Raw genomic sequence first — 25,381 nt, forward strand, 5'->3', positions numbered from 1 at the left:
GATGGTATGTCGGAACTGGGCCGGCAATTGAAAGAGGCGCGTCTGCAAAAAGGGATGAGTCTTGACGATGTCCAGGAAGTAACGAAAATTCGCAAAAAGTATTTGGAAGCCATCGAGTCTGGAGACTATAAGGTGCTTCCAGGAAGTTTTTATGTTAGGGCGTTTATCAAAACGTACGCAGAGGCAGTAGGGATGAGTCCTGACGAACTGCTAGAGGAGCATGGGAATGTACCTGCCCCTCCCGAAGACACAGCCATGGAAACGGTGATTCAAAAACGCAGCCGTAGACCTGAAACCGAACGGAATGCAAAATGGCTGCCAACAGTGCTAATGTGGACATTTCCAATATTAATTATTGTTGTGATTTACATTTATGCATCTAGTTTGAACAAACCGGACCCTGATCAGATTGATCAGACGAATCTGACGAATGAACAGCAGGATCCTACGACTGCTCAAACATCTCCACCGGCTTCAGGAGGTGGAGTTGTGGCGCCAACTTCTTCGGCAGGAACAGAAGCAACAACTGAACCTACTGCAAAGCCAACGCCATTACCAACACCTACGCCTTCCCCGCAATCCATTACAGTTACACCGGATGGGAAAGCAGGAAAAACAACAAAATTCAAGGTTTCAGCTCCGGCTGGAAGTGAAGTGAAGGTTGAGATTTCAGCTACTGGGGTAAGCTGGCTTGAGGTGTATAAAGGTGAGAACTCTAAAGGTGAAAAACTCTCATTTGGTAACACAGCGGCAGGAGATCGTATGAGCTTTGTGCTTGGAAGTGAAGGAATGTATATTAAATCTGGTTATTCACCAGCTACTGAGATTACTGTCAATGGACAAGTAATTACGGATGAAAAGACCTCATCTCGTCTGCTACTTAATCTGGATGATGGTACAGGAAGTGAAACGACCCAGAATGAAGGTACCACCGATACTACCGACCAGACTAATGAAACAGGCCAATAAGAAAAATGATGCATAGACTTTGGCTTTGCGGGGAACATAAGACTGTTTCTAGTTCTTAGCCAAAGTGGGGTGTACATTCATGATTGTTAGCTGGATTGTAGCTGGACTTGGGGTTGTTGTCAGTCTTATCGGATACTATATGACACCAAGTGCTTGGGGTTATGGAATTCTCGGGTTCGGTCTTGCACATATCGTGCTTGGAATTCTGGATATGTTTCGAAGCCCGCTTCGAAGCAGATAGGGAATTTAGAATGTGCGTCTCCGAGGATATTTTCCATTGGAGACGTATTTCTACCTGAAACACAACTCATTTCGAAGGAAAAGCTCCACTATGTGGGGCTGTTTTCTGTGTCGGGTGAGGTACATATTATCCAATATTAGACTTAAGGGTATCATTCTTTTATAATAGTAGCAGACTAAAAAGTACAAAGGACGTGTAGTTATGAGTTCAGAAAGTTCATTTGATATCGTATCTAAAATGGATATGCAGGAATTAACCAATGCGATCCACCAAACAGAGAAAGAAATTGACAACCGCTTTGACTTTAAGAACAGCAAGAGTAGTCTGAAGCTGGAGAAAGACGCACTTATTATCGCCTCTGAGGACGAATATAAGTTAAACGCTGTTATTGATATTTTACAATCGAAGATGGTGAAGAGAGGTATCACGCTGAAAAACTTGGATTTCGGCAAAGTGGAGCCTGCTTCTCTGGGTAGTGTTCGTCAGCGTTTAGGTCTTAAGCAAGGGATTGATCAGGAGAACGCAAAAAAAATTAACATCCTGATTCGTGATTCGAAATTGAAGGTGAAGAGCCAGATTCAAGGAGATCAGATCCGCGTAACTGGTAAGAGTCGCGATGATTTACAACAAATTATCCAGATTTTGCGTAAAGCTGATTTGCCGCTGGACCTGCAGTTCAACAACTTAAAATAGCATTTTGTACCCCGCAGTGCTTATCAGCGCCATTATGCGGGGTGCTTTGTATTTTTTTTGACACCTATTTATAGCTATAATATACTTGCTTAAGTAGAAATAGATGAGCCTGACTCAGGCAATTTGTATGAACGATTTAGGGGAGGAACTTCAGTGAATTTGCCCAACCGCATCACGCTAGCACGTATTTGCCTGATCCCGATTATGATGTTTTTCTTACTGGTGGATTTCAGTTTTTATCCAGAACCGATACATTGGGGCTCTTTTCAGCTATCTGTTAATCATTTGGTGGCAGCTGTAATCTTTTTGCTTGCAGCGAGCACAGATGGAATAGACGGCTACATAGCAAGGAAATATAATATGGTCACCAATCTCGGTAAGCTCCTTGATCCGTTAGCGGACAAGCTGTTAGTTTCTGCAGTTCTGATTTCACTTGTGGAATTGGGCAGATGTGATTCATGGATCGCAATTGTTATCATTAGTCGTGAGTTCGCAGTAACCGGGCTTCGCCAGATAGCGTTGTTAGAGGGAAAAGTGGTTGCCGCCAGCAAATGGGGTAAGATAAAGACGGTTGTACAAATTGTAGCGATCTCACTGCTGTTGTTAAATAATTTCCCATTTCAATTCGTCAGCATTCCTGTAGACGATATTGCCATCTGGGCTGCAGCCTTGATCACTATTTACTCTGGAATTGATTATTTTGTGAAGAATAAGGATCTATTACAGCTGCATAATGCTTAAGCGTTTTAGGCAGCTACATATAGGAGAGGTAATAGGTAAAGCACCTATTACCTTTTTTAAACCCTAAAAGCAGTGTATCTACATTATAACGAGGAGGCGAAAGCCAGGTATGAAAGCGGAGATTATTGCAGTAGGCACGGAGCTTTTGCTCGGTCAAATCGTAAATAGTAATGCCCAGTTTTTGTCTATTGAGCTAGCTGCTATTGGGATTGATGTATATTTTCAAACCGTAGTTGGGGATAACAGCAGTCGCTTGCAGCAAGCCATTGAGATCGCTCAAAGCAGAGCGGATGTTATCATATTTACCGGTGGTATTGGTCCTACAGAAGATGATCTAACGAAGGACGCGCTAGCTGCTTCCTTAGGTCGCACACTTCATATAGATCGCTTAGCAATGGATCATGTACAACGTTTCTTTGATGATCGAAAGATTGTAATGACGGAGAATAATCGTAAACAGGCACTTATAATTGAAGGAACTACACCTTTGCCAAATGAGATTGGTCTTGCTGTTGGCATTGCTTTTGAGCATGAAAAGAAATATTATATTGTGCTTCCTGGTCCGCCTCGCGAGATGAAGCCGATGTTCGTAGATAAAGCTGTACCGTGGCTCCAGCAGCACGCTCTAACGACAGAAATGCCACTTTATTCTAAAATGCTTAAATTTGCCGGTATCGGAGAATCACTGCTTGAGGATAAGCTCATTGATCTTATTCACAGCCAGACAGACCCAACCATAGCTCCTTACGCTAAAGAGGGAGAGGTAACCGTTCGTATTTCGACAAAAGCGCCTTCCGAGCATGAAGCTTACAAGAAGCTGGAGATTCTGGAGAAACAGATCAAAGAGATTTTGCCAGAACATTTATATGCAAATATTGATGTGCCACTGGAGCAATTGATTGTGGATTGGATGGCGGATGCAGGTCTGACTTTAAGTGCGGCAGAGAGTTGCACGGGAGGCTTGCTGATGGAGAGTATAACTAACATTCCAGGCAGTGCTTCGATGTTTGCGGGAGGAATCGTCTGTTATTCCAACGACCTGAAGAAAAAACTTCTGAATGTGCCAAGTGCTTATTTGGAGGGGCCAGATGCTCCAGGGGCAGTTAGTCGTGAAGTTGCCGAGGTGTTAGCTGATCAGGTGAGAATGATCGCAGATAGTGATTTCGGTTTATCTGTAACTGGTGTAGCAGGACCAGGCTATTCTGAACGTAAGCCAGTTGGACTTGTATTTATTGGTTTAGCTGAACGCGGGCGTAAGACAGAAGTATACGAGCTTAATCTTAAAGGTACACGTGAAAATATACGACTACGTACTGTTAAAGCTCTGTTGTATCGTCTATGGCGCAGACTTGAGGAACGGAAGGTGGAGACACCTCTTGAAGGCTCAGACTTGTAATGGGAGATTAGCCCAGTTATAATTGAGACATACGGAAGAACCGTGGCACTGAGATTTCTTTGCTGCGGTTTTTTGTATATCTGCGGAGATTTTGATCGCTGTTTTGGTTTTGATCATAAGTCGTTGATGTCCGGTGAAGTAGAGAAATCAGTTAACTTCTATGTCCGGAGGGAGGCTTACAATAAAAGGGATAATTAACGCTTGAGACAAAAAAAACGAATGTATGTTCGAAAAAAAGCTTGGCAAGACCTCAAAAACACGTTATTATATTATTATAAACAGTGAAGGAAGTGGTCTGATTGTCAGATCGTCGTGCAGCGCTTGATATGGCGCTTCGTCAAATAGAAAAACAATTTGGTAAAGGTTCGATCATGAAACTGGGAGAATCCACTCATATGCAAGTGGAAGTTGTACCTAGCGGATCTTTGGCACTTGATATTGCGTTAGGTATAGGCGGACTTCCAAAGGGACGTATTATTGAAGTATACGGACCTGAATCCTCCGGTAAAACGACTGTTGCTCTTCATGCTATTGCAGAAGTGCAAAAACAAGGAGGACAAGCTGCATTTATCGATGCTGAGCATGCGCTCGATCCGAAGTATGCACGTAACTTGGGCGTAAACATTGATGAATTGTTGCTATCTCAGCCAGATACGGGTGAACAGGCACTTGAGATTGCTGAAGCACTTGTCCGTAGTGGTGCAGTAGACATTATTGTCGTTGACTCCGTAGCTGCGTTGGTTCCTAAAGCGGAAATCGAAGGTGATATGGGTGACTCTCACGTCGGCCTTCAGGCTCGTTTGATGTCTCAAGCGCTTCGGAAGCTATCTGGTGCCATTAGTAAATCGAATACAATTGCTATCTTTATTAACCAGCTTCGTGAGAAAATTGGTGTTATGTTCGGTAACCCTGAGACAACACCGGGTGGTCGGGCGTTGAAATTCTACTCTTCCGTACGGTTGGATGTTCGCCGTGTCGAAAGTATTAAGATGGGTAACGACGTTGTAGGTAACCGAACCAAGATCAAGATTGTGAAGAATAAGGTAGCACCTCCATTTAAACAAGCTGATGTTGATATCATGTATGGTGAAGGGATTTCCAGAGAAGGAAGTCTTGTAGACATCGGTACTGAAATGGACATCGTGAATAAGAGTGGTGCATGGTATTCCTATGAGGGTGAGCGTCTCGGTCAAGGACGTGAGAATGCCAAACAGTTCTTGAAAGAACATCAAGATATTGCACTTATCATTGAGAACAAGATCCGTGAAGCAAGTAACCTGTCCACTATTGTTGCTGCACCAAATGAAGCGGAAATCATTGCAGAGCAAGAGGAAGAAGAAAAGCTACTTCTCGAAATTGAACAATAGAATTTACTAAGGAATAGGACGCCCTGTGATTCATTGTTGCAGGGTGTCTTTTCTTAACAGTGTAAGAACATATATATTTGGGGTCCCCTCAAAGTACCTGAGTACGCACCGAAGTTAAGCCGCACTTTGTGGGGATATTTTATTGCTATGAGGTGACAAGCAACTATGGTAATACAGCTGGATATGGATTTTGAATCGGATGAGCAGGACGTACAGGTCCTATCTGATTTTCCTGATGGAGAACTTTTAGAAATTACTAAGGTAGAACGTCAGAAGAAGTCGGACCACCGCTACATCATACATTTCGGAGCCTATAACATGACTGTACACGAAGACGTCATGATTAAATATCGGATGATTACTGGAAATTCTTTTATGAAAGCCGATTTGGAGGAAATTGTTGTTGCTGATGAGCGACAACGAGCTTATGTAGAAGGACTTCGTTATCTAGAACGGAAGCCACGTACCGCTATGGAAATGACTCGCCGTTTACGGCAGAAGGAAATAGGGGAGACTATTATTGCGGAAGTGGTGCAACGGCTACAGCAGGAAAGATTTCTTGATGACCCCTTGTATGCAAAGCAATGGGCGGAGCAACGCATTACGAACCAGCGAAAAGGGAAAATGTGGATTCGCCAAGAGCTACGTGAGAAAGGAATCGACAAAACCTTGATCTCGGAAGCACTGGAGAATGTCAGTCCTGAACAAGAACTAGAGAGTGCACTTCAGATTGGTCGTAAGAAATGGAATCTTATTCGTGGTGAAGCCACAGATAAGCGCAGAAAGACTGGAGCCTTCTTAATGCGGCGTGGATTCTCGGGTGATATGGTGCGACAAGTGATCAATACTTTACTTGAGGAAGACAATTATGAGGGTGAAGATGAGGAATTTTACTAGACTCACTGATTCTCTTGACATTAATGCGCATATCGACTCTCTTGACAATGTCTTTTTATAAATAATAAAATATAACATGAATCGGCATAAAGTAAGAATCCTTTTTCCTTCCCAAAAAGGTGACTTTTTAAAACGGTTCGCGTACAACTCATATGAAATGTAATCGCCGGATAAGGCGGGCAGTGTGCATGTGCAGCATGTGCAGTATGGCAATCGGTTATTTACCGGTTTTTTGTATGGTGATGAACGGATAGTTTAACAACTGCACAATTCCCAGGGATATACCTTGGAGAGGAACCAACGAGGAGGTGAACAGATGCAAGCATGGATCTGGGTCATTATCGTTCTCGTTGTAGCTGCATTATTCTTTGGGTTCGGTTATTTTATTCGTAAATCCCTTGCAGAAGCTAAAATTCAAAGCGCAGAAAGAGAAGCCGTAGTCATCGTGGAGAACGCGAAGAAAGACGCAGAGGCGCTGAAGAAAGAAACAGTATTGGAAGCTAAGGACGAAGTCCATAGAATCCGTACTGAAGCTGAGAAAGAAACTCGTGAACGTCGGAATGAAATCCAACGGCAAGAGAGACGTTTGCTGCAAAAGGAAGAATCTCTGGATAAAAAAATGGAATCGCTTGAAAGAAAAGAAGAACAAGTAGCTAACAAAGAGAAACGAATTGATGAAACCCAACAGCAAATTGATGTTATTTACAAAAACCAAGTCACTGAATTGGAGAGAATTTCCAATTTAAGCATCGAAGATGCAAGAAGTATTATTCTTAGCAATGTTGAGCAAGAAGTTCGCCATGAAACGGCTCAAATGATCAAAGAGATTGAACAGCAGGCGAAAGAGGAAGCGGATAAGAAATCCCGCGAAATCATCACACTCGCTATCCAACGCTGTGCAGCTGATCACGTAGCGGAGACAACAGTTTCAGTTGTTACCCTGCCGAACGAAGAGATGAAGGGGCGGATTATCGGTCGTGAAGGCCGTAATATTCGTGCACTCGAAACTCTTACAGGTATCGACCTCATTATTGATGATACGCCGGAAGCAGTTATTTTGTCGGGATTTGATCCGATCCGCCGTGAAGTGGCCCGTACGGCACTTGAGAAGCTTGTGGCAGATGGACGTATCCATCCCGCTCGAATTGAAGAGATGGTGGAGAAATCCCGCAAAGAAGTGGACGAACGAATTCGCGAATATGGTGAACAAGCTACTTTCGAAGTGGGTGTTCACGGATTGCATCCAGATTTGATCAAGATTCTGGGTCGTCTGAAATTCCGTACAAGCTATGGTCAAAATGTATTGAAGCACTCCATGGAGGTTGCTTATTTAACTGGACTGATGGCCGGTGAGCTTGGGGAAGACATCGTGCTTGCAAAACGTGCAGGATTGCTCCATGATATCGGCAAAGCGCTGGATCATGAAGTAGAAGGATCGCATGTTGAGATCGGCGTTGAACTAGCGAAGAAATATAAGGAACATCCGGTTGTTATCAACAGTATCGCGTCTCATCATGGAGATTGCGAAGCTACCTCGGTTATTGCTATGTTGGTTGGTGCAGCTGATGCATTGTCAGCAGCAAGACCTGGCGCTCGCCGTGAAACACTGGAAACGTATATTAAACGTCTAGAAAAACTGGAAGAAATCTCAGAGTCATTCGAAGGCGTTGAGAAATCATTTGCTATTCAGGCGGGCCGTGAGGTACGCGTGATGGTACAGCCAGAGAAGATTGACGATGCAGAGGCATTCCGTCTTGCTCGCGATATTACGAAAATGATTGAAAGTGAACTGGATTATCCAGGACATATCAAAGTTACCGTTATTCGTGAGACACGGGCTGTTGAATACGCTAAATAGGTGGAATATAAGGTTAAGGGATAAGATGTAACTTATACTTTCTTATATTTGTTGAGAATTGGCCCCTAAGCGGGGCCTTTTTTCTTTTGAATATGAGGTCTTATCCATTTAGTTATAGCGGTTAAGATTAGGAGGAGAGAATCATTAAAGTACTATTTATTGGAGATATCGTTGGAAATGTTGGCAGAAAGGCTCTTCGTGAGATGTTGCCCTCACTAAAAAGTAAATATCAGCCACATATCATTATTGTTAATGGTGAAAATTCTGCTGCCGGTAGAGGGATCACCAAGGCGATCGCTAATGAGTTTTTTAACTGGGGCGTTCACGGTATAACTATGGGAAACCACACATGGGACAACAAAGATATTTTTGAGTTCATCGATGATGAGGCTCGGATTATTCGTCCCGCTAATTTTCCGCCAGGAACCCCGGGAAGAGGTTATACAGTCGTTAAAGGGAACGGTAAAGAACTGGCAATAGTAAATTTGCAAGGCCGGACTTTCTTACCTGCTATCGATTGTCCTTTCCGTGTCGGGGAAGAAATTGTGGAAGAGCTTCGCAGAGATCACAAATGTATTTTAGTCGATTTCCATGCAGAGGTAACCTCTGAGAAAATCGCCATGGGATATTTTATGGATGGTCGCGCATCGATTGTTGTTGGGACACATACTCATGTTCAGACAAATGATGATGTGATTTTACCAGGAGGAACTGCTTATTTGACCGATGCGGGAATGGTTGGTTCAAGCGAAGGAATTCTGGGTATGGAAAGAGATGCAGTACTTTATAAGTTCACAACTCAGCTTCCAGCACGATTTGTTGTCGATGAAGGCAAGTGGCAGCTTCACGGTTTATTTGCAGAATTAGATGAAAATACTGGTGCGGCGACTCGTCTGGAGAAGATACGGTTACGTGAAGATGAATGGGTTATGAGCTAAACGTAGAACAGAGTATGGTTTAATCCGGGTAATTTCGCTGAGTTAGGGTAAAGTGTGATATTTTTAATATCATAAAAGAGTATCTTTAATACCGTTTTTGGAAGACGTGGTCCGTAAAAAGAAGGAATTATTTCTTCTCTCGCGAATAACATCTAAAGTAGTGGAAGAACACCATTATTTTCCCAGGGGAGGTACTTACTATGGATGTATTAAAAGTATCAGCTAAATCCAATCCAAATTCCGTCGCCGGCGCATTAGCGGGTGTTCTTCGTGAACGTGGATCGGCCGAGTTACAAGCTATTGGAGCTGGAGCACTGAATCAAGCAGTCAAAGCAGTTGCCATTGCCCGGGGATTTGTTGCACCAAGCGGAGTAGATTTGATCTGCATTCCTGCGTTCACTGATATAGTGATTGATGGGGAAGATCGAACCGCGATTAAACTGATTGTTGAACCCAGATAATAGACCTATAGAATGATTGAACCTGTTTACTTTTGTAAACAGGTTTTTTGCTTTTGATTTATAGTCTGGTGTTTTTTTGCATAGTATCTGAAATAGGCATTTGGAAATGAAACGAACGGCTGGGACTGTGAGAAAGTGGGGTTGTAAAATGAGGGCTGATAAGTTTAAAGTAGCGGATTTCCATTGTGATGTGCTAAGCAAAATGCAAGCCTCGCCGGATATAAATTTTGACAATGATCCTCGATTAGATGTTACTGCAGAGCGGCTGGCTTCTGGCGGAGTGGAGTTGCAATGTTTTGCAATATTTCTTTCAACTAACAGAGGAAAACCAAGCTTTGAACATGTTCTAGGGCAAATTGATCTCTTTAGGCAAAAGATAGTGAACACAGATGGGCTTCAGTGGTTACAGTGGAAGGAGCAAGTAGGGAATCGATTAGTAGGAGCACCTCCACAAGCAATGCTCTCTCTGGAGGGCGTAGACGGCTTAGAAGGGAACTTGTTCTATGCTCAGCTCTGTTTCGAACTTGGAGTACGGTTTCTTGGTGTGACTTGGAATTATGCGAACTGGGCAGCAGATGGTGTGCTAGAGCAACGTAATGGTGGATTTACGGAAAAAGGGAGAAAGCTGATAGAATGGTGCAACGAAAGTGGAATGCTGCTTGATGTGTCGCATTTGTCACAAACGGGGTTCTGGGAGTTGGCTGATTTAAGCAATCGTCCGTTTATTGCTTCCCATTCGAATGCCTCAGCTATATGTGGGCATGTTAGAAATTTAAATGATGAACAGATTAAAGCTTTGATTGCAATGGATGGAAGAATGGGCTTGACCTTTTATCCGTGGTTCGTACGTGATGATGGGAAGGCTCGCATGGATGATTTGTTAAAGCACATTGAACATGTATGTAATCTCGGCGGTGAGAAGCATATGATGTTTGGCTCGGATTTTGACGGCATTGATACTTGGGTAGAGAAGTTGGAGCATCCGGGAAAATACCCTGATCTTATAGAGCAGCTGCTCCGTTATTATCCAGAGGATACTGTGAAAGGCTGGATGTATGAGAATGCGGCCTCTTTTTTAAGCGCAAATTTACCCTCTCAGGTGTCTAAACCATGACAATCTTGTGCAAAAAACATAAATTGTCGAAAAAAGGGGCTTCGTTATGATGCAGCCCTTTTTATTTTTGGGTAAGAAGATGTATAATGGTTAATGGCTTGTACAGATACTAGAGAAAATACAAGGAGTGACTTTACAATGAGTAAGACTGTACCCGTAGGTGTGTCGGCTAGACATATTCACCTTACGCAAGAGCACGTGGAGGCTCTGTTTGGCCCAGGATATCAATTAACTGAGTTCAAACCACTTTCCCAACCAGGACAATTTGCAGCAAATGAACAAGTAGCAGTTATCGGTAGCAAAGGTAAATTTGACAAGGTAAGAATTTTGGGACCTGCTCGTCCGGCTTCCCAATTAGAAATTTCCCGTACTGACTCCTTCGCACTTGGCGTGAAAGCTCCAGTTCGCGAATCTGGAAATATTGAAGGAACACCTGGCATTACGCTTAAAGGACCTGCTGGTGAAGTAGAATTAGAACAAGGCGTTATCATCGCAGCTCGTCACATTCACTTCCACACTTCTGAAGCTGAAGCTTGGGGCATTGCGGATAAGCAATTGCTTAAAGTCCGTCTCGGTGGCGACCGCGGTCTCGTATTGGAGAACGTAATTGCTCGTGTATCCGACAGCTTCAAACTTGATATGCATATTGATACTGACGAAGCTAATGCTGCTGGTGCCAACAATGGCGACACTGCTGAAATCGTAGACTAGTCTTCATACGAATGATAAGAAGCGGGGGAGAAATCCTTCGCTTTTTTTGTTGTGTGTTGGGAAACGTTATTTGGCTGTTACGCATACTTAAACATTTTTCGAACTGTATAGCAGCTATTTCGGTATTTTGATGTGTTTTGCTAAGGTATCGGACTGCATAGTTCTTATTAGCTATTAATTGTACTGGTATCCTGAAATGGATTTTTAATGAAAATTGGTGTGATGATAAAGAATATCTATTATTATGTGACTAATTGTGTTATGATTATTGTTTATGACGTGACAAATGGTTTTAATGTTAAGAATATATGTATTAGAAATTAAGGAGACCCAATGACATTTAACGAACTGAATATTATGCCTGCGATTTTAAAGGCTTTAACCAAAGAAAACTATACATCACCTACACCTATACAGGAGCAATCGATCCCAGCTGTATTAGCAGGTAGAGATTTACTTGGATGTGCTCAAACGGGAACAGGAAAGACAGCTGCATTTTCTGTACCTATTATTCAATTATTAAGCGAACAAACAAGTCCCAATAAATCAAGCAATGTGCGACGCATTCGCTCGCTGATCTTAACACCGACAAGAGAACTTGCGATTCAAATTGCTGATAACATAAAAGCGTATAGCCAATACACAGATATCCGCTCTGCTGCCATCGTTGGCGGTGTATCACAGAAAGTACAAGAGCGTGCCCTGAATCAAGGTGCTGATATCTTAATTGCTACACCAGGAAGACTTATCGACCTGATCAATCAAAAACGTGTGGATTTACAGTATGTCCAAATTCTTGTCTTGGATGAGGCTGACCGCATGCTAGATATGGGTTTCATCCATGATGTGAAGCGAATTATCGCCAAAATGCCAACGAAGAAACAAACACTGTTCTTCTCGGCAACGATGCCTACTGAGATCTCCAAATTGATCAAAACCTTGCTTGTGAATCCAGTAAAAGTAGAAATCACACCCGTGTCATCTACTGCGGATAGAATCGATCAATCGATCTATTTATTAGAGAATGGAAATAAGCAGAATCAATTGAATCTTTTGTTACAGGATAAATCAATCATTTCTGCTCTGGTGTTTACTCGTACAAAACGTGGTGCGGACCGTGTTACACGCGATCTAGCGAAAGTGAACATTTCTGCACAAGCCATTCACGGCAATAAATCGCAGAATGATCGTCAGAATGCATTGCGGAATTTTAAAAGTGGTGCAACCCGCGTTCTTGTAGCTACGGATATCGCCGCGCGAGGAATTGATATTGATGAGCTGTCTCATGTAATCAACTTCAACTTGCCGAATATTCCAGAAACCTATGTGCACCGGATCGGTCGTACGGGTAGAGCTGGGTTAAGCGGAACGGCAATATCTTTTTGCGAATCTGAAGAGCTTCCGTTCCTTAGGGATATTGAAAAATTGATCGGAAAATCGATTCCAGAAGTGAAGGATCATCCGTATCCGATGTCTCGTAAAACGCAAATGAAGACAGAACGATCTTCGAAACCGTCAGGTTCGAGATCTGCTTCTTCAAAACCATCGACCTCCAGACCTTCAACAGCTAAACCAGCGGGGGCAAAACCAGCGGCATCTAAACCTGCCAAAGCAAAGCCTAAGTCTAACCCTCCACTTAAGCCAAAGTCCGAGTGGTTCACTAAAGGAAGACAAACGAGCAGCAGATAAGTTACTTTGAACGCTGTACGTTTTTTATAGTAAGACCTCAAAACCGTCAGAGAAATCTGATGGTTTTTTTGTTAGTTGATGATAAGGGGAATTCAAGATAGGGTATAGTTTTTGTAATATTAGGGTGGGGTGGAAGTTATGAAGAAGATATTTAAGGCACCTAATTCGATCGTATGCGAAGAAATCATTCCGAGTATTTTTAACTCATGGGACAAGGATGCTTTGTTACTTCGAGTAAATAATGGGAGTGGATAGTTAATAACTAAATTTGGGGTGGATAACTCTGGTGAGCGATTGATGAAGTTAAAGATTCACAAGAGGTAGGGAATGACCTTAGTACTGCATTTGAAAAGGTTAAACCTCTACTGAGTATTCTAGAAAATGGTTATTACCTGATGTCTTATATAGAAATGATACCAACTAACGGAGAAGGAGAGTTTTTTTTGAACTTATTTACTAAGAGGAGAACGTATAATGCGTCAGCTGATGTTTTTTACAAGTACCATTCAAGCACGGTGATTCCAAAATTCCTTTTAGCTTCTCAACGAATCGATTGTTTAAACATTGAAAGAGTTATGAATATAGGGAGCAAATTAAAAATGGGGAGATCATGACTGGGCTCGCATATTTTTATGAAGGTTTTATGAGTACATTAATTGACGGACATCATAGGTCCACTGCTGCATACATAGAAAATAAAACTTTAGAATATCTAACTATACTTAAAGTTTCGGGTTATGGAATTGATAGTCATGAGCCAAAACATTTTTATGTTAGTAGTATGGGATATGAGTTCAAATTGCTCAAAAATAATAAGAAAGTCTACAACAATTTAAAAAAGGATTTTTCTTCGAAAAAAGCTAAGCTTACAGCGGAAGAGATTCAGTTCATTATTGAAGACTGCGAGAAAATTAAATGTGAGAGAGAAGTGTCAAATGAAAATAGAGTTCTAGACTGAAAAATAAAGTGTTAGACTCGGCAAATAAAGTATTAGACTGACACTGCGTTATTAAGCTAACGGGCAGGTTAGTTCAATAGGACACGACATCAATTTGTTTAACCAGACATCTTCATTTAGAATAAAAGAAGAGATAGAAGGGAGTGTCGCAAATGGAATACCTATCAATTACGATATCACTTGTGTCCTTAGTTGTATGTTTAACTGTGTATAACAAAGTAAGTGCCATGGAAGCTCGTATCAAAACAATGCAGGTAAACGTTGACCAAATTGCCAAGTCTGAAGGTCTGCCCCCACATCTTGTTCAAAATGAGGTTCTCCAGCTCGTACGTAACGGCAAGGAAGTAGCAGCTGTTAAAAAAGCGAGAGAAGTGCTTGGTTTGTCACTATTAGAAGCGAAGCAATATGTGGATGCCCTAAAGGAATAGCTGCAACAATGCGTCCATTCAAATAATAGCCCAAAAAAGACTATCGACAAGTCCATTCGATAGTCTTTTTTATGATATATTATCAAAAATTAAACAGGAGTAGTAATATTGCTGTCGATGGTACCTTTGCGGTAATGGCTTTAAGCTAATGGGCAGGTTAGTTAAAAGGGCGTTTTATTGAAATTAACCGAAGTAAAGGAATAGTGAAATGTTTACGATTCTTCTTGAACTAACGGGACACGTTAGTCTAGAGATCCTGGGAGCAGTTTGCCACCGCGGCAGCTGCTCCCCTGTTTCATTGAGCGGGCAGGATAACGGAGTAAATCGAGATACGATATAGGTGTGCTAATTGCTTAAAGTGAGGTGTCTAATCAATGGGACTGTTGAATAAAATTGAAGTCGAACCGATGAAGAGTGAGTACTGTAAAGTTGAACATCACACTATCGTTATTGATGGTACTCCTCTGGATATATTGCTTCACAAGTATTATCCTTCAAATAACCTTCTGGGAATGATCCCAACAATTATTGATTGGGTCTGCGACTCGAAAGAGAAATAATGTATTAAAGGAAGGTTCAATTCAGCAAGTAAAGAGGTTGTTTTGCCAGTTCTAATGTGCCCAGATGATTGCGATTTGTCGTGTACAGTAATTGTAGCAAATGTAGGTAAAACCGATAGGTATATTGAAACTATACCTCAATACACCATCAGGAAAAGGCAACCATTGTTATCAGCTGCCTTTTCCCCGCTAACTGGCAGGTTACGTTAATGAAGGAATTTTACGGGGATCTCTCGAGTAATGAAAAACACCTTAAAAAGCTCAGGTGTTGTATGAATTAATGGCCGGTGAAATCGAAGAACTGCTGGATGAATATGAGGAAGCTGATGCCTCAGTTTTGGATGGATACATGAAACAAAATCCTCGTGCCGAGGCCTTTAGGGTTTTCGAACTGAAGGAAGAGAAGATAAAATCCATTGAAGAACTATTTGCTGGTAATCTCGCGTTCGATGTGGGGGAGTTCGTTGCAGTAGAGAAGTTTAAGGAGTTGCTCGGTATCCAAGAGATGAGCTGGATCCGTTACGAGCGTACAGAAGGCCGAGAAGAGACAGAGTACGTTTAAGGTCCACAAATTATCCGAGGTTGCTAGTTAAATCTGTATCTTCATTATATTAACGGGCACATACTGCTTAACGTTAAAGGTCGCTAAGCTTACGGGAAACGATAGTTCAACAAATAAGGAGCAGTTTGTTACGGCAGCTGCTCCTTTCTTCGTTAAGTTAACGGAGGATAGTTTGTAAATGCTGATATAAGGATGTACATATTTGCTTGTGTAAGAATGTTCTAAAATGATTGGTATAATCCTTAAAAACAGCTGCTAAGCGCTTTTCTAGGATTATATGCGTTGAGCTTCTTGTACATAGTTTTCTGTGAATATTACATGTATAGAAGTGAATGGTTTGTGAAACAAAACCATTCCAACTCTATATATGCCAACAACTGAAGCGAGAGCGGAAGGCGTTAGTTAGAGCCAAAGATTCTTAATTCTCTGTTATTATTCAAGCGTTTTGTACAATCTTATCCAAGCGAAACTGTACATTTAGATTCAATCATTTACACCCTATCCTATTCTTTGGAGGAGGCCGGGGGCAGGATAAAATCCTGTTCCCCGTTGTCGGCGGCGAAATGGCACGTCAAAAATCCAGCCTGTCAAGGGTTTTAGGGTGGAGATTTTTTCTGTGCTGCGCCTGCGGCAGAATAAATACTACCCGCCCCTTGATAGGTTAGATTGGTGGAGTGGTGGTATTGGGATAATCTATAGATCATCCTGCACGGCAAAATGTGATATATTGGCTATAATCTATAGCTTAAAATGAGCTTAAAGGAAGGAATCGCTATCAATGATCATCGCTGTCGATGTGTATTATGAGGAAAATAAAGCGAAATCAGTGGGGGTTATTTTTCAATGTTGGGAAGATTCTAAACCACTCGAAGTCATCATGTCTTATACGGAAAACCCTCACAAATACGAAACGGGTTTTTTCTATAAACGAGAGCTCCCTTGCATACAGGAACTGTTGAAACTTACTGACATAAATCAAATACATACCATTGTTGTGGATGGCTATGTGTACTTAAACAATGAGAAAAAGCCCGGGCTCGGACATTATGTTTACACAAATTTTTCAGGGGGAATTCCAGTGATCGGTGTTGCAAAAAATGCCTTTCACGACAACGAAGCCTTTGTCAAAAAGCTTTACCGAGGCAACAGCTCCAAGCCTTTGTATATAACCTCTGTCGGCATGGAGCTAGCAGTCGCTGCCGAGCACATACAGAGTATGTACGGAGAATACCGATTTCCGCATCTGCTGAAATTGCTGGATAAGCAAACGAAGGAAGCCCGGCTATAATCAACAGGGGGGATTCAATATGTTGTTTTGGAAGAAAGAAACACAACTTGATCGAATAAAAAACAAACTCGAAAAGGCCATGCGCAAAGATACGGCTTTTTTGGTGTTTGGAGCATCTTCACATAAATACAAGGTTTATGAAGTGCTTACAGCAAAAGAGCTTGCGGACTGGCAAGCAAAGAATCAAGTCACACTTCCGGAGCCTTATGCCCAGTTTTTAACGAAAGTCGGAAATGGAGGTGCCGGGCCTTATTACGGGATTTATTCGATTGAAAAAGCAACTTCCTATACCGAAAGAAATGCATTCACTACAAAATGCGTTCTACACCCGAGAATGACAAAAGAAAAATGGAACCATCTGATCGAGCCACTGATCAGTGATGAAGACATCTCCGACCCGGAATACGACGCCGCCCGTGATAGGGTGATGGGCGGCATGTTGTGCATTGGCACACAAGGCTGTGAATACGATATGTATCTCGTACTTGAAGGGAAACACAGGGGGAAAATCATTTACACTGCAGTTTTTTATCCTGATCATCCCTTTTTCTTTGTCTATGAAGACAACTTTCTGGACTGGTATGAGCGCTGGCTGGACGAAATTATTCTGGATTATGATATCGCGTGGTTTGGCAGTAGAATGCCGGGCGATGAAAATGCGTTGATACAGGTTTATCAAAACGCCCCAAACGAAGAAATCAAATCAAAAGCGCTTGATGGAATGTTCAAGTTTAAGAAAATCTCGCAGCCAACCATTGATTTTTTAAGGAGCGTTGCTGAGCAAAGACAAAATGATCGCACCACAGCCATTCAGCTAATCTGCAAAACCTCTTTTGATGCGGGAAGAGACTATCTTCTGGAGCTGTTGTATTCTGAAAGAAATGAAGATTTTTTACAAGCTTTAATGATTCTGAATTGGTACGGTAAATCTTTTGATTTAGCGGAATTTATAAAAGTGATATTGCAAAGTCTTGACAGGGTTCACGATTCGGAAACGTTACGTCATGCGGGGTATGTTTTGGAATCTTCCGGCGCGATTACACTTCAGAACTTTGCGTCCTTTTTGTGCCACACCGACTCGAATATTCAATCTGCCGCAATCTATGCCACACGCAATTGCAATGACAAATCGGAAAGTTGGGAAATCATTGAACAGATGTTAGTGGGTGGCGATAAGGAGGTTGTGAAAAACACTATTTTATTTTGGGGCGTTATCCCTCATGAGAAGTTATTGTGTCATTATAAGGTTGCATGGCCGGAATATAAAAGCAATATTAATTTCAGAGAAAAATTTACAGGTTGTTTGAAAAAATTAAATTTGCCAGATGATTATTTTGACAAAGAATAATTTAATTACTCATTATTCATACAATGCGGATGCATGACCATAAATCAAACTTTATCCTATAAATGTTAGTGGGTCTAATATGTACAAGACCAACAACCAATTAGTTTTAGGCAGGTCACGGTTTACACCGTGGCCTTATTTTTCTGTCGAATGACAAGAATTTAAGCCGATTAATTACCGCGTAAATCGTGGTTTTATTGTTTTATCGGTACATATTCTTGTCAATGTACAATGTCAAGAATATGTACCGATTTCCAAAGAGCTATTAAGTTTTCTCACGAAGGCTCATTTATTCGTGAAATTTGTCAGCTTGATAAGTGACGATAGATAACGCTCTACAGGAATGCTAACGGGAAACGATAGTTCAACCATGACAAGGCTGCCAGCACGATTGGCAGCCTTGCTGCGCTATACCAGCTAATAGCTTGTCAAGATTACCAGTAAAATGAACTTAAGTCATGTGGTATAGTAAAAATAAGCATGACAAATAACCCTCCAATCCCTTTGTTTTGGAAGGTTATACCAATATAAAATAGTTAGGCAGTGCGGAAGGATTTTTTACTTTTCAGGATGACATAAAGCCAATGAACCAGCTTATTGGCGCATGCTATTAAAGCTACTTTATGTGGCTTTCCTTCGGCTCTTTTGCGATCATAAAAATCTTTAAGTCGCAGATTACGAGAACGGATGAGTCCACACTGGACGGCCATAACTAGCGCATAACGAAGTTGCCGAGAACCACGTTTGGTAATTCGATTCCGTGTTGCCGTAAACTTTCCAGATGCAAATACACTCGGGTCAATGCCTGCAAAGGCTACTAGTTTCTTTGGATGATCAAAACGGTCGACTTCTCCAATTTCTGATAAAATTGTTGCAGCAATTTTAGGACCAATACCGGGAATCGACTGGATTAAATCATATTCTTCCATTTCTTCAGCGAGAGCATCTATGTTCTCTTCCAATCGAGATAGATGCCCTTGGTACTGAAGAATGAGCGAAATCAAAACTCTCAGGTTAACCAAGTGACTACATAGTCTGCTGAAAAGGATTTTGTTTTGCCGCGTTTAATAGACGCTTAACTCGCACACAGATCCAATTCTCTGACCGCCCTCGTCTCGAGGGAAGCAGTTCTTTAACTTTTGAATTTAGTGTTTCTTCATCCGATTGCAATGCCAAATATGAAGTTGGAAACTCATTTAAAAAACGAAGTGAGACACTAGAATAGATGGCCCCAAAAACACCTTTGTAAGTAGGGAAAACTTGATCAAGAACAGCTTGGAACTGTAGTTTAGTCTGTACACACATCTTTGAAAGAGACTCATATTGTCTCGTTAGATAACGCAGATTTAGCAGTTGAACACCTCTTTTTTTAAAGGGCTCAAATTCTTCTTTGTAGTACAACTCTCCCAACAGATAGGCATCAGCAGCATCCGTCTTCACCTTTCGAAGGTTGGACTTTCTAAGCCGATTTGAGATGAGTGGATTAATAACAATGTACAAATAATGATGCTCCTCTAAGAACTGAACAACGGGACTCTGGTAATGCCCAGTTGCTTCGAGAAGTAGCATAGGACGTAGTCCAGAAACATGTTGAACATCCTGAACAGCTTGAAGTAGCTTTGTCAGTCCTTCTCGGGTATGTTCGAATTTAAACGTCCCTTTGTACGGTTTACCTCGCTCTAAAAAGGCCTGTCCATGGCTTTCATCTTTAGAAATATCCAGACCAATCACTGGATTCATTCAATGCACCTTCCTAATTTAGATTTACCGGCAGCCCCTGTGATTTCCTCTTGTCGCTCCATAGCATCGCTTGTTATACGGGATCTCACGTCCCAACCAGCCTCAATCATGGTCATGACAAGTAGGGGTGAACATTATAGCTCTCGGGATCAAGTCCCACGGGCAGGTACGTTCGACCCGGCTACCTTAATTCTTAAAGCTAATGAAAAAAGGATCAACCAGAAAGAGCTGGTTGACTTTATAATACGAACGGGCAGGATAGTTGAATGATTTCGCGAATAACTTAAGTCATGACGAATTTACGAAGTTCGCAAAAAAGACGTTAGCCGAAAGAAGTTCTTAGTTTAGGAGGAGTCTATATGATATTAGAAAAAGTTATAAATAGAATTGTAATACAAAGTGAATATAAGGATTTTGTTGATAAGTATATAGAAAATATACTTACCGAATATAAAGGTAAGATTCATAGCATTTATATGTGTGGCTCGATTCCAAAAGGAACTGCTAAACCTTTTAAGTCAGATGCAGACTTTACTATTGTATGTGTAAATCCCAAAGATATTGATTACGAAAGATTGTCAAATATTAAAGAAAGGCTTTTGGAAGAATATCCAGTAGTAACTAAGATTGATACGATAATTTGCTCGATTGACGATGTATTAAGTAAACCAAATGAGTGGGGTTTTTGGGTAAAGATAATTTGTGTTTGCATATATGGTCATGACGTTGGTGAAAAAGTACCACCGATAATTATTTCTCCAGAGTTCATTTTAGACTTAAATACAGAGACCAAGGAGGAAGTAGATCGTATACATAGTTTACTTTCTAATGCTAATGATAACACAATGAAAACTAGATATATTAAAGGTTACTCTAAGAGATTAATTCGTGCATTATACTCTTTGGTTTTAGAAGATACAGGTGTATGGCAAGATGACATTATTAAGATGAAGAATGCCATATTAAACTATTGTGAGATTGACTCCGCTTTAGTTGATTATCTGTATGCTTGTTACTTGGATAGTAATGTACTTGTTGAAGAGTTTCTGGGAATTGCAGATGAAGTATATAGCTATTTTGAGAACGCCTTAAATGCAATGGCTGCTTCCAGAACTTCCTTCGGCTAACACCATATTGACGCTCCGGGTCACTCTGAAAAGCGAGTGACCACATCCAGCCCCCTAAGCCCGTCGGGACGTCACTGCATTAGGTGTTCGGCAAGCCTTACAACTATAAGCAGCGACTCTAATTAAAACATAAGACTATTGAACTAACGGGGAACTATAGTTCAACACTGAGAGGGGCTGTCGCTAGACAGCCTTTCGTTACGCTAACGGGCAGATTAGTGGAGTAAAGATATGGTAAAATATATAACATGCCCCCTTGATGGTTAAGGAGACTGACTTGGAATATTCTTAAGTCAATCGATAGCAAATTATACAAGGATAAGGTGTGATGCGGATGACTGATTTTACAATGATTAAAAAGCTGTTTCATATTACGAAACGAAACGGGTTTAGTCATGACGAGATACAAACCATTAAAAATAATTTTGGTGAATTGCCCCAGGTGTTTATAGATTATTATTTGGAACTCGGTAAAGACGAGCGGCTGAACCATACGCAAGATAGTTTGATTAAGCCCGAGCAATTCCAATACTTCAAGCATAGCGAATATTTAATTTTTTATTGCGAGAATCAGCGTGCCTGTGTCTGGGGAATCCATAGGAACGATTTATCCAGGTCCAATCCCCCTGTCTATATGAGTTACGATGAAAAGGTATGGAAAATGGAATTTGAAACATTGACCGATTTTTTTCAGGCGATGGCCTATTTGCAAACCGTATTCGCTCTTGAATACGGCTGTGAATCGTTCTATTCCATTGAACAAACCGATTTGGATTTTATTCGTGAAAATTTTAAAAACAAAGGTATTTCCTTTCGGCATTGGATTGGCATCGAATTTTATGGGAATTACGATGACAGCATAATAACGGTGATGAATAATGACGATAGTTTTGATTTGATTTATGCTTCAAGCGACAAAGAACATTTTGATGAAATGGATCGGGTTCTCTCAAAACTAGGAGTAGTACTTTGAAATTTTCTGTTTCAAGAAGTCAACAAAATAGGGACTTCAGAATGTCATCAATAAGTTAAATAGCTTGGAATAGCCTTACAGAAGAAGTGCGAAAAATAGAGTTAAATCCAGTGGGGCAAGCATCTGTTGTACTGTTTGGAATTGAGGATGAACGAAATGCTAATTGGATAAAAAAATAATTGTTCAAATCAGATAAAAGATAAATTTGTTGCAGTTACCTTAAAAACTAAAGACGATGAAAGGCTTGGTCCAATTATTATATATATTGATGTCCTGAGAAAATAAAGTTGTAGACTGAGAAAAAAAGTATTAGACTAGCGGACGCTTCATTAAGCTAACGGGCAGTTTAGTTGAATAAAATTCTGTTATGATTTAATTAATTGAACCTTAAAACTTAGAAGTGATAGTAAGAAATGCTCAGAGTAGATGTAGCTTATGCTTTTATTTATAAGGAAGATGAAAAAATCCTGATGGTTAATAACTAGGGGGGGAGTTGGTCACTTCCTGGTGGCGCAGTTGAACAAGGGGAAACTTTAGAACAGGCAGTTATTCGTGAGACTAAAGAAGAAACAGGTTTAACAATTGAAGTTAGAAAATTGTAGCTGCTAATGAAGCGATTTTTTTAGGAAAAGGGGCATCACGTTTTATTCATAACCTTTAAAGCATAGATGGAGAAATTTCAATTCAAGATAAAGATGAAATTTCAGAAATAAAATGGATAGACATACAAAGAGCTAATGAATTAATGCCATATCATTCAGATGGAGTAGAAGGTTTACTTACATCCTCGTCACCTTATACATTTCAAGTTTAACCTCGTTCTTCTTCAACTTTGATTAACAGAAGTGAGGAAGAACGACAGGCTAAACACAAACAGAGCGCGCCGATTGAGTATCGGCACGCGCTGGCTGCATAGCTTTTTTCATCTATTCATATTTGCTAGAAATTAGGTGCCATTCGAACAAGTTTATCCGGAGTGCCGTCACCGTTTTTATCGCCATTATTACTGGTGACGAAATAAAGCGAACCGTCTGGCGCTTCGACAATGTCGCGGATGCGGCCATATTTATTCAAAAACAAATAATTAAGCTCACTACTTTTAATCGTCGGCTTGCCGTTTTGTTCTCCAATTACCATGCGAATGATCTGTTTACCTTTTAAATTGGTAACAAGAAGATTTCCTGCCCACGGCCCTTGGGTTACAAAAGCTATGCCAGAGGGTGCCCAGGTTGTGCCATTGGCATAAATAAGCGGAGGCGTAATGCCTGGTTGATTCTGATTCCCGCCCTCATATTTAGGCCAACCGTAATTGTTACCGGGTTGAATGAAATTAATTTCGTCCTTAGAGGATTCACCATGCTCTGATACAAAAAGACGGTTCGTTCCAGGCTGCCATGCTAATCCTTGAGGATTGCGGTGTCCCCGGCTATAAATCGGAGAGTCACCAAACGGATTGTCGCTTGGAATGGTGCCGTCCAAATTCAGACGGAACATTTTTCCTCCGAGATAAGTCAGCGTATCGTCTTTGTTTCCGTAGTTGCCGTCACCGAAATACAATTTGTTGTCTGGGCCTATTTTTAAACGGCCGCCATTGTGATAGACCGCACCAGGAAGATTAGTGATAAGAACCTTGTCTACTGTAGCGATGTTGTTATTTTCTTTAAGGCGAACGACCCTATTGGCTACTTTATTGTCTGAGGTTTTGTAGGAATGATAGATATAGATGTAATGATTGGTGGAAAAATTAGGATCGAGCGCTAGTCCCAATAAGCCGCCTTCGCTCTTGGGCATGTAATAAAAAGGCGAGCCCAGAGTAATGACTGGCGTTGATTTCAAATTTCCGTTCACAACGACACGAACTCTTCCGCTGTTGCGTTCCGTGAAGAAGATCCGTCCATCCGGTGCAAAATCTATAGCCCATGGTGTTTCCAGGTTGTTTGCGACAACCTCTGGTGTATAAGGATCTGAAGAGGCAGGGTTGGTTTTGACTGACAACGTATTACTTGCCGCGGATATGTTTCCTGCTAAATCTCTTGCTATTACGGTAAAGTTGTACGTGGTATTTGCCGTAAGTCCTGTTACATTGAAGGATGTCGCAGGCGTGCTACCGGCTAATGTGCCATTTCTATAAATGTCGTACTCATAGACGCTTACGTTATCTGTCGATGCCGTCCAGGTCAAATTGACTGACGAAGATGTTTTGCTTGAGCTTATGAGTGCTGTCGGGGCAGTTGGGGCCTGGGTATCGATTTGGGTTGTCGTTTTCAGTGTTAGAGGACTGCTGGCATTGGAAATATTCCCTGCCGCATCTTTGGCCTTGACAGTGAAATTATATGTGGTATCCGGCGTTAAGCCGGTAAAGTTGTAGGTAGTAGCCGTTACATTCGCTTGCGTCAATACATTGTCTTTGTACAAGTCATAGTCCTTCACGCCAACATCATCCAGCGATGCGTTCCAGGATATTTTAGCTGTTGTATCCGTTACACTGTTTGCTTGCAAGTTTGTCGGTTCGGTAGGCGGGAATACATCTCCTGTAGCGTTTACTTTCACCTTGTCAAAGGTGGCCGTGCTTAAACTGGATACATTATGGCTGGTGACAGCCAATCCTACATACAACGAAGCATTCATGTTTAGAGTCAAGTTGCCCAAATCGCCCCAGTTCAAACCGTTGTTGGATACATATCCTTTGATGACGTTGCCTTTGCGTTCTAGCTTTACCCAGGCCGGGCTCGTCGAAGCAATTTTAACGCTTTGGGAAGTTCCGCCCGTTTCAGTCCGGTACTGGAACGTGAACCCGTTGGAAGGCGTCAATAGCAAATCGACATGCTTGGAATCAGCATTCAACGTTTCCCTTATCATGATACCCGCCTTCGCGAAATCGTGTGAATTGGTCTGAGAAGAGACAAGGGCAATAATGGCGCCGTCTCCCGTCCAGGGCTGATACATATAATTAAACTGATCTGATTTGCCCCAAATGTCCGTGCCCGCCCCGCTTACGGAAAATTGGTCAGCAGCCGGATCGTAAGAAGCGCTGCCCGTTATTGCTGGCGAACCGATATTTTTTTGCTTCCACGGATTCGGTACAGCAGCTGCCACAGTTTCTTCCTCAACCTCTGCCTCAGCGAAGCCTGATGTAGGTAATAAAGCGAGTAGCATACAAAAGCAGAGACTTAAAGCCATAATTTTGCTTCGTGTAATCATCGCTACACTTCCTTTTTAGTTTTTGGAATGACAATAGGGGATTGCTTTAACAAACAATGAACTCCTCCTCCCTCAAAGTTAAACCGCTTACACTTTCGGTTTATATTTTACCACATATGGA

At 41.5% G+C, this 25,381-nt stretch carries 22 protein-coding genes and 2 pseudogenes; 22 read left to right on the plus strand and 2 right to left on the minus strand.

What is annotated here, in order from left to right:
• Positions 1 to 6: 6 nt before the first annotated feature.
• The 19 genes from MKX35_RS15285 (at position 7) to MKX35_RS15375 (ending at position 18,219) form a co-directional block, all read left to right on the plus strand.
• Entirely contained in the window at positions 7 to 969 is a 963-nt protein-coding gene (locus MKX35_RS15285) for a helix-turn-helix domain-containing protein (RefSeq protein WP_076299226.1), read from the plus strand.
• A gap of 79 nt (positions 970 to 1,048) precedes the next feature.
• Entirely contained in the window at positions 1,049 to 1,210 is a 162-nt protein-coding gene (locus MKX35_RS15290; RefSeq protein ID WP_179086684.1) for a hypothetical protein, read from the plus strand.
• A gap of 201 nt (positions 1,211 to 1,411) precedes the next feature.
• Entirely contained in the window at positions 1,412 to 1,903 is a 492-nt protein-coding gene (locus MKX35_RS15295) for a YajQ family cyclic di-GMP-binding protein (RefSeq protein WP_042128814.1), read from the plus strand.
• A 153-nt stretch (positions 1,904 to 2,056) separates the two neighbouring features.
• Positions 2,057 to 2,644 carry a CDP-diacylglycerol--glycerol-3-phosphate 3-phosphatidyltransferase gene (pgsA, locus tag MKX35_RS15300; RefSeq protein WP_036688397.1) on the plus strand — a complete coding sequence of 196 codons (588 nt, stop codon included), beginning with the start codon at positions 2,057 to 2,059 and terminating at the stop codon, positions 2,642 to 2,644.
• 109 nt (positions 2,645 to 2,753) lie between these two features.
• A complete protein-coding gene (locus tag MKX35_RS15305; protein ID WP_042189391.1) occupies positions 2,754 to 4,040 on the plus strand; it encodes a competence/damage-inducible protein A in 1,287 nt (428 codons plus the stop codon).
• A gap of 299 nt (positions 4,041 to 4,339) precedes the next feature.
• Positions 4,340 to 5,407: a recombinase RecA gene (recA, locus tag MKX35_RS15310; RefSeq protein WP_042128809.1), complete on the plus strand. Its 1,068-nt coding sequence runs from the start codon at positions 4,340 to 4,342 to the stop codon at positions 5,405 to 5,407.
• A gap of 165 nt (positions 5,408 to 5,572) precedes the next feature.
• The gene (locus MKX35_RS15315) at positions 5,573 to 6,304 is read left to right on the plus strand and encodes a regulatory protein RecX (RefSeq protein WP_094870271.1); all 732 of its coding nucleotides are present in this window, start codon (positions 5,573 to 5,575) and stop codon (positions 6,302 to 6,304) included.
• Between the two features lie 316 nt (positions 6,305 to 6,620).
• A complete protein-coding gene (gene rny / locus MKX35_RS15320; protein WP_042128807.1) occupies positions 6,621 to 8,162 on the plus strand; it encodes a ribonuclease Y in 1,542 nt (513 codons plus the stop codon).
• Between the two features lie 143 nt (positions 8,163 to 8,305).
• Positions 8,306 to 9,100, plus strand: a complete 795-nt coding sequence (locus MKX35_RS15325; RefSeq protein ID WP_042189389.1) for a TIGR00282 family metallophosphoesterase — start codon at positions 8,306 to 8,308, stop codon at positions 9,098 to 9,100.
• A 200-nt stretch (positions 9,101 to 9,300) separates the two neighbouring features.
• Positions 9,301 to 9,561, plus strand: a complete 261-nt coding sequence (locus MKX35_RS15330; RefSeq protein ID WP_019910496.1) for a stage V sporulation protein S — start codon at positions 9,301 to 9,303, stop codon at positions 9,559 to 9,561.
• A gap of 148 nt (positions 9,562 to 9,709) precedes the next feature.
• A complete protein-coding gene (locus MKX35_RS15335) occupies positions 9,710 to 10,675 on the plus strand; it encodes a dipeptidase (RefSeq protein WP_076299225.1) in 966 nt (321 codons plus the stop codon).
• A gap of 138 nt (positions 10,676 to 10,813) precedes the next feature.
• A complete protein-coding gene (gene pduL / locus MKX35_RS15340; RefSeq protein WP_042128797.1) occupies positions 10,814 to 11,386 on the plus strand; it encodes a phosphate propanoyltransferase in 573 nt (190 codons plus the stop codon).
• 333 nt (positions 11,387 to 11,719) lie between these two features.
• Positions 11,720 to 13,075 carry a DEAD/DEAH box helicase gene (locus tag MKX35_RS15345; RefSeq protein ID WP_076285444.1) on the plus strand — a complete coding sequence of 452 codons (1,356 nt, stop codon included), beginning with the start codon at positions 11,720 to 11,722 and terminating at the stop codon, positions 13,073 to 13,075.
• Between the two features lie 610 nt (positions 13,076 to 13,685).
• The gene (locus MKX35_RS15350) at positions 13,686 to 14,033 is read left to right on the plus strand and encodes a hypothetical protein (protein WP_076299224.1); all 348 of its coding nucleotides are present in this window, start codon (positions 13,686 to 13,688) and stop codon (positions 14,031 to 14,033) included.
• A gap of 152 nt (positions 14,034 to 14,185) precedes the next feature.
• A complete protein-coding gene (locus MKX35_RS15355; RefSeq protein ID WP_042189381.1) occupies positions 14,186 to 14,461 on the plus strand; it encodes a hypothetical protein in 276 nt (91 codons plus the stop codon).
• A gap of 374 nt (positions 14,462 to 14,835) precedes the next feature.
• Positions 14,836 to 15,021, plus strand: a complete 186-nt coding sequence (locus tag MKX35_RS15360; RefSeq protein ID WP_076299223.1) for a hypothetical protein — start codon at positions 14,836 to 14,838, stop codon at positions 15,019 to 15,021.
• A 265-nt stretch (positions 15,022 to 15,286) separates the two neighbouring features.
• Positions 15,287 to 15,583 carry a hypothetical protein gene (locus tag MKX35_RS15365; protein WP_341044309.1) on the plus strand — a complete coding sequence of 99 codons (297 nt, stop codon included), beginning with the start codon at positions 15,287 to 15,289 and terminating at the stop codon, positions 15,581 to 15,583.
• Positions 15,584 to 16,361: 778 nt separating this feature from the next.
• The gene (locus tag MKX35_RS15370) at positions 16,362 to 16,871 is read left to right on the plus strand and encodes an endonuclease V (protein WP_076299221.1); all 510 of its coding nucleotides are present in this window, start codon (positions 16,362 to 16,364) and stop codon (positions 16,869 to 16,871) included.
• A gap of 19 nt (positions 16,872 to 16,890) precedes the next feature.
• Positions 16,891 to 18,219, plus strand: a complete 1,329-nt coding sequence (locus tag MKX35_RS15375; protein WP_076299220.1) for an SMI1/KNR4 family protein — start codon at positions 16,891 to 16,893, stop codon at positions 18,217 to 18,219.
• Positions 18,220 to 18,755: 536 nt separating this feature from the next.
• Here the strand turns inward: MKX35_RS15375 and MKX35_RS15380 are convergent.
• Positions 18,756 to 19,959, minus strand: a pseudogene (locus MKX35_RS15380) (IS110 family transposase).
• 359 nt (positions 19,960 to 20,318) lie between these two features.
• On the opposite strand from MKX35_RS15380, the gene MKX35_RS15385 reads away from it, so the two are divergent.
• The 3 genes and pseudogenes from MKX35_RS15385 to MKX35_RS15395 all read left to right on the plus strand — a co-directional run bounded on the left by MKX35_RS15385 (position 20,319) and on the right by MKX35_RS15395 (position 22,873).
• Positions 20,319 to 21,086: a nucleotidyltransferase domain-containing protein gene (locus tag MKX35_RS15385; protein ID WP_341044312.1), complete on the plus strand. Its 768-nt coding sequence runs from the start codon at positions 20,319 to 20,321 to the stop codon at positions 21,084 to 21,086.
• 334 nt (positions 21,087 to 21,420) lie between these two features.
• Positions 21,421 to 22,059 (plus strand): hypothetical protein, encoded by a 639-nt coding sequence (locus tag MKX35_RS15390; RefSeq protein WP_076286280.1) that lies wholly within the window; start codon positions 21,421 to 21,423, stop codon positions 22,057 to 22,059.
• A gap of 413 nt (positions 22,060 to 22,472) precedes the next feature.
• Positions 22,473 to 22,873, plus strand: a pseudogene (locus MKX35_RS15395) (NUDIX hydrolase).
• A 125-nt stretch (positions 22,874 to 22,998) separates the two neighbouring features.
• Here the strand turns inward: MKX35_RS15395 and MKX35_RS15400 are convergent.
• Positions 22,999 to 25,260: a PQQ-dependent sugar dehydrogenase gene (locus MKX35_RS15400; protein ID WP_076301163.1), complete on the minus strand. Its 2,262-nt coding sequence runs from the start codon at positions 25,258 to 25,260 to the stop codon at positions 22,999 to 23,001.
• Positions 25,261 to 25,381: the final 121 nt, after the last annotated feature.

Origin of the sequence: Paenibacillus sp. FSL R5-0923, assembly GCF_038009145.1 — a bacterium.
In the GTDB taxonomy this organism is placed as follows: domain Bacteria; phylum Bacillota; class Bacilli; order Paenibacillales; family Paenibacillaceae; genus Paenibacillus_AQ.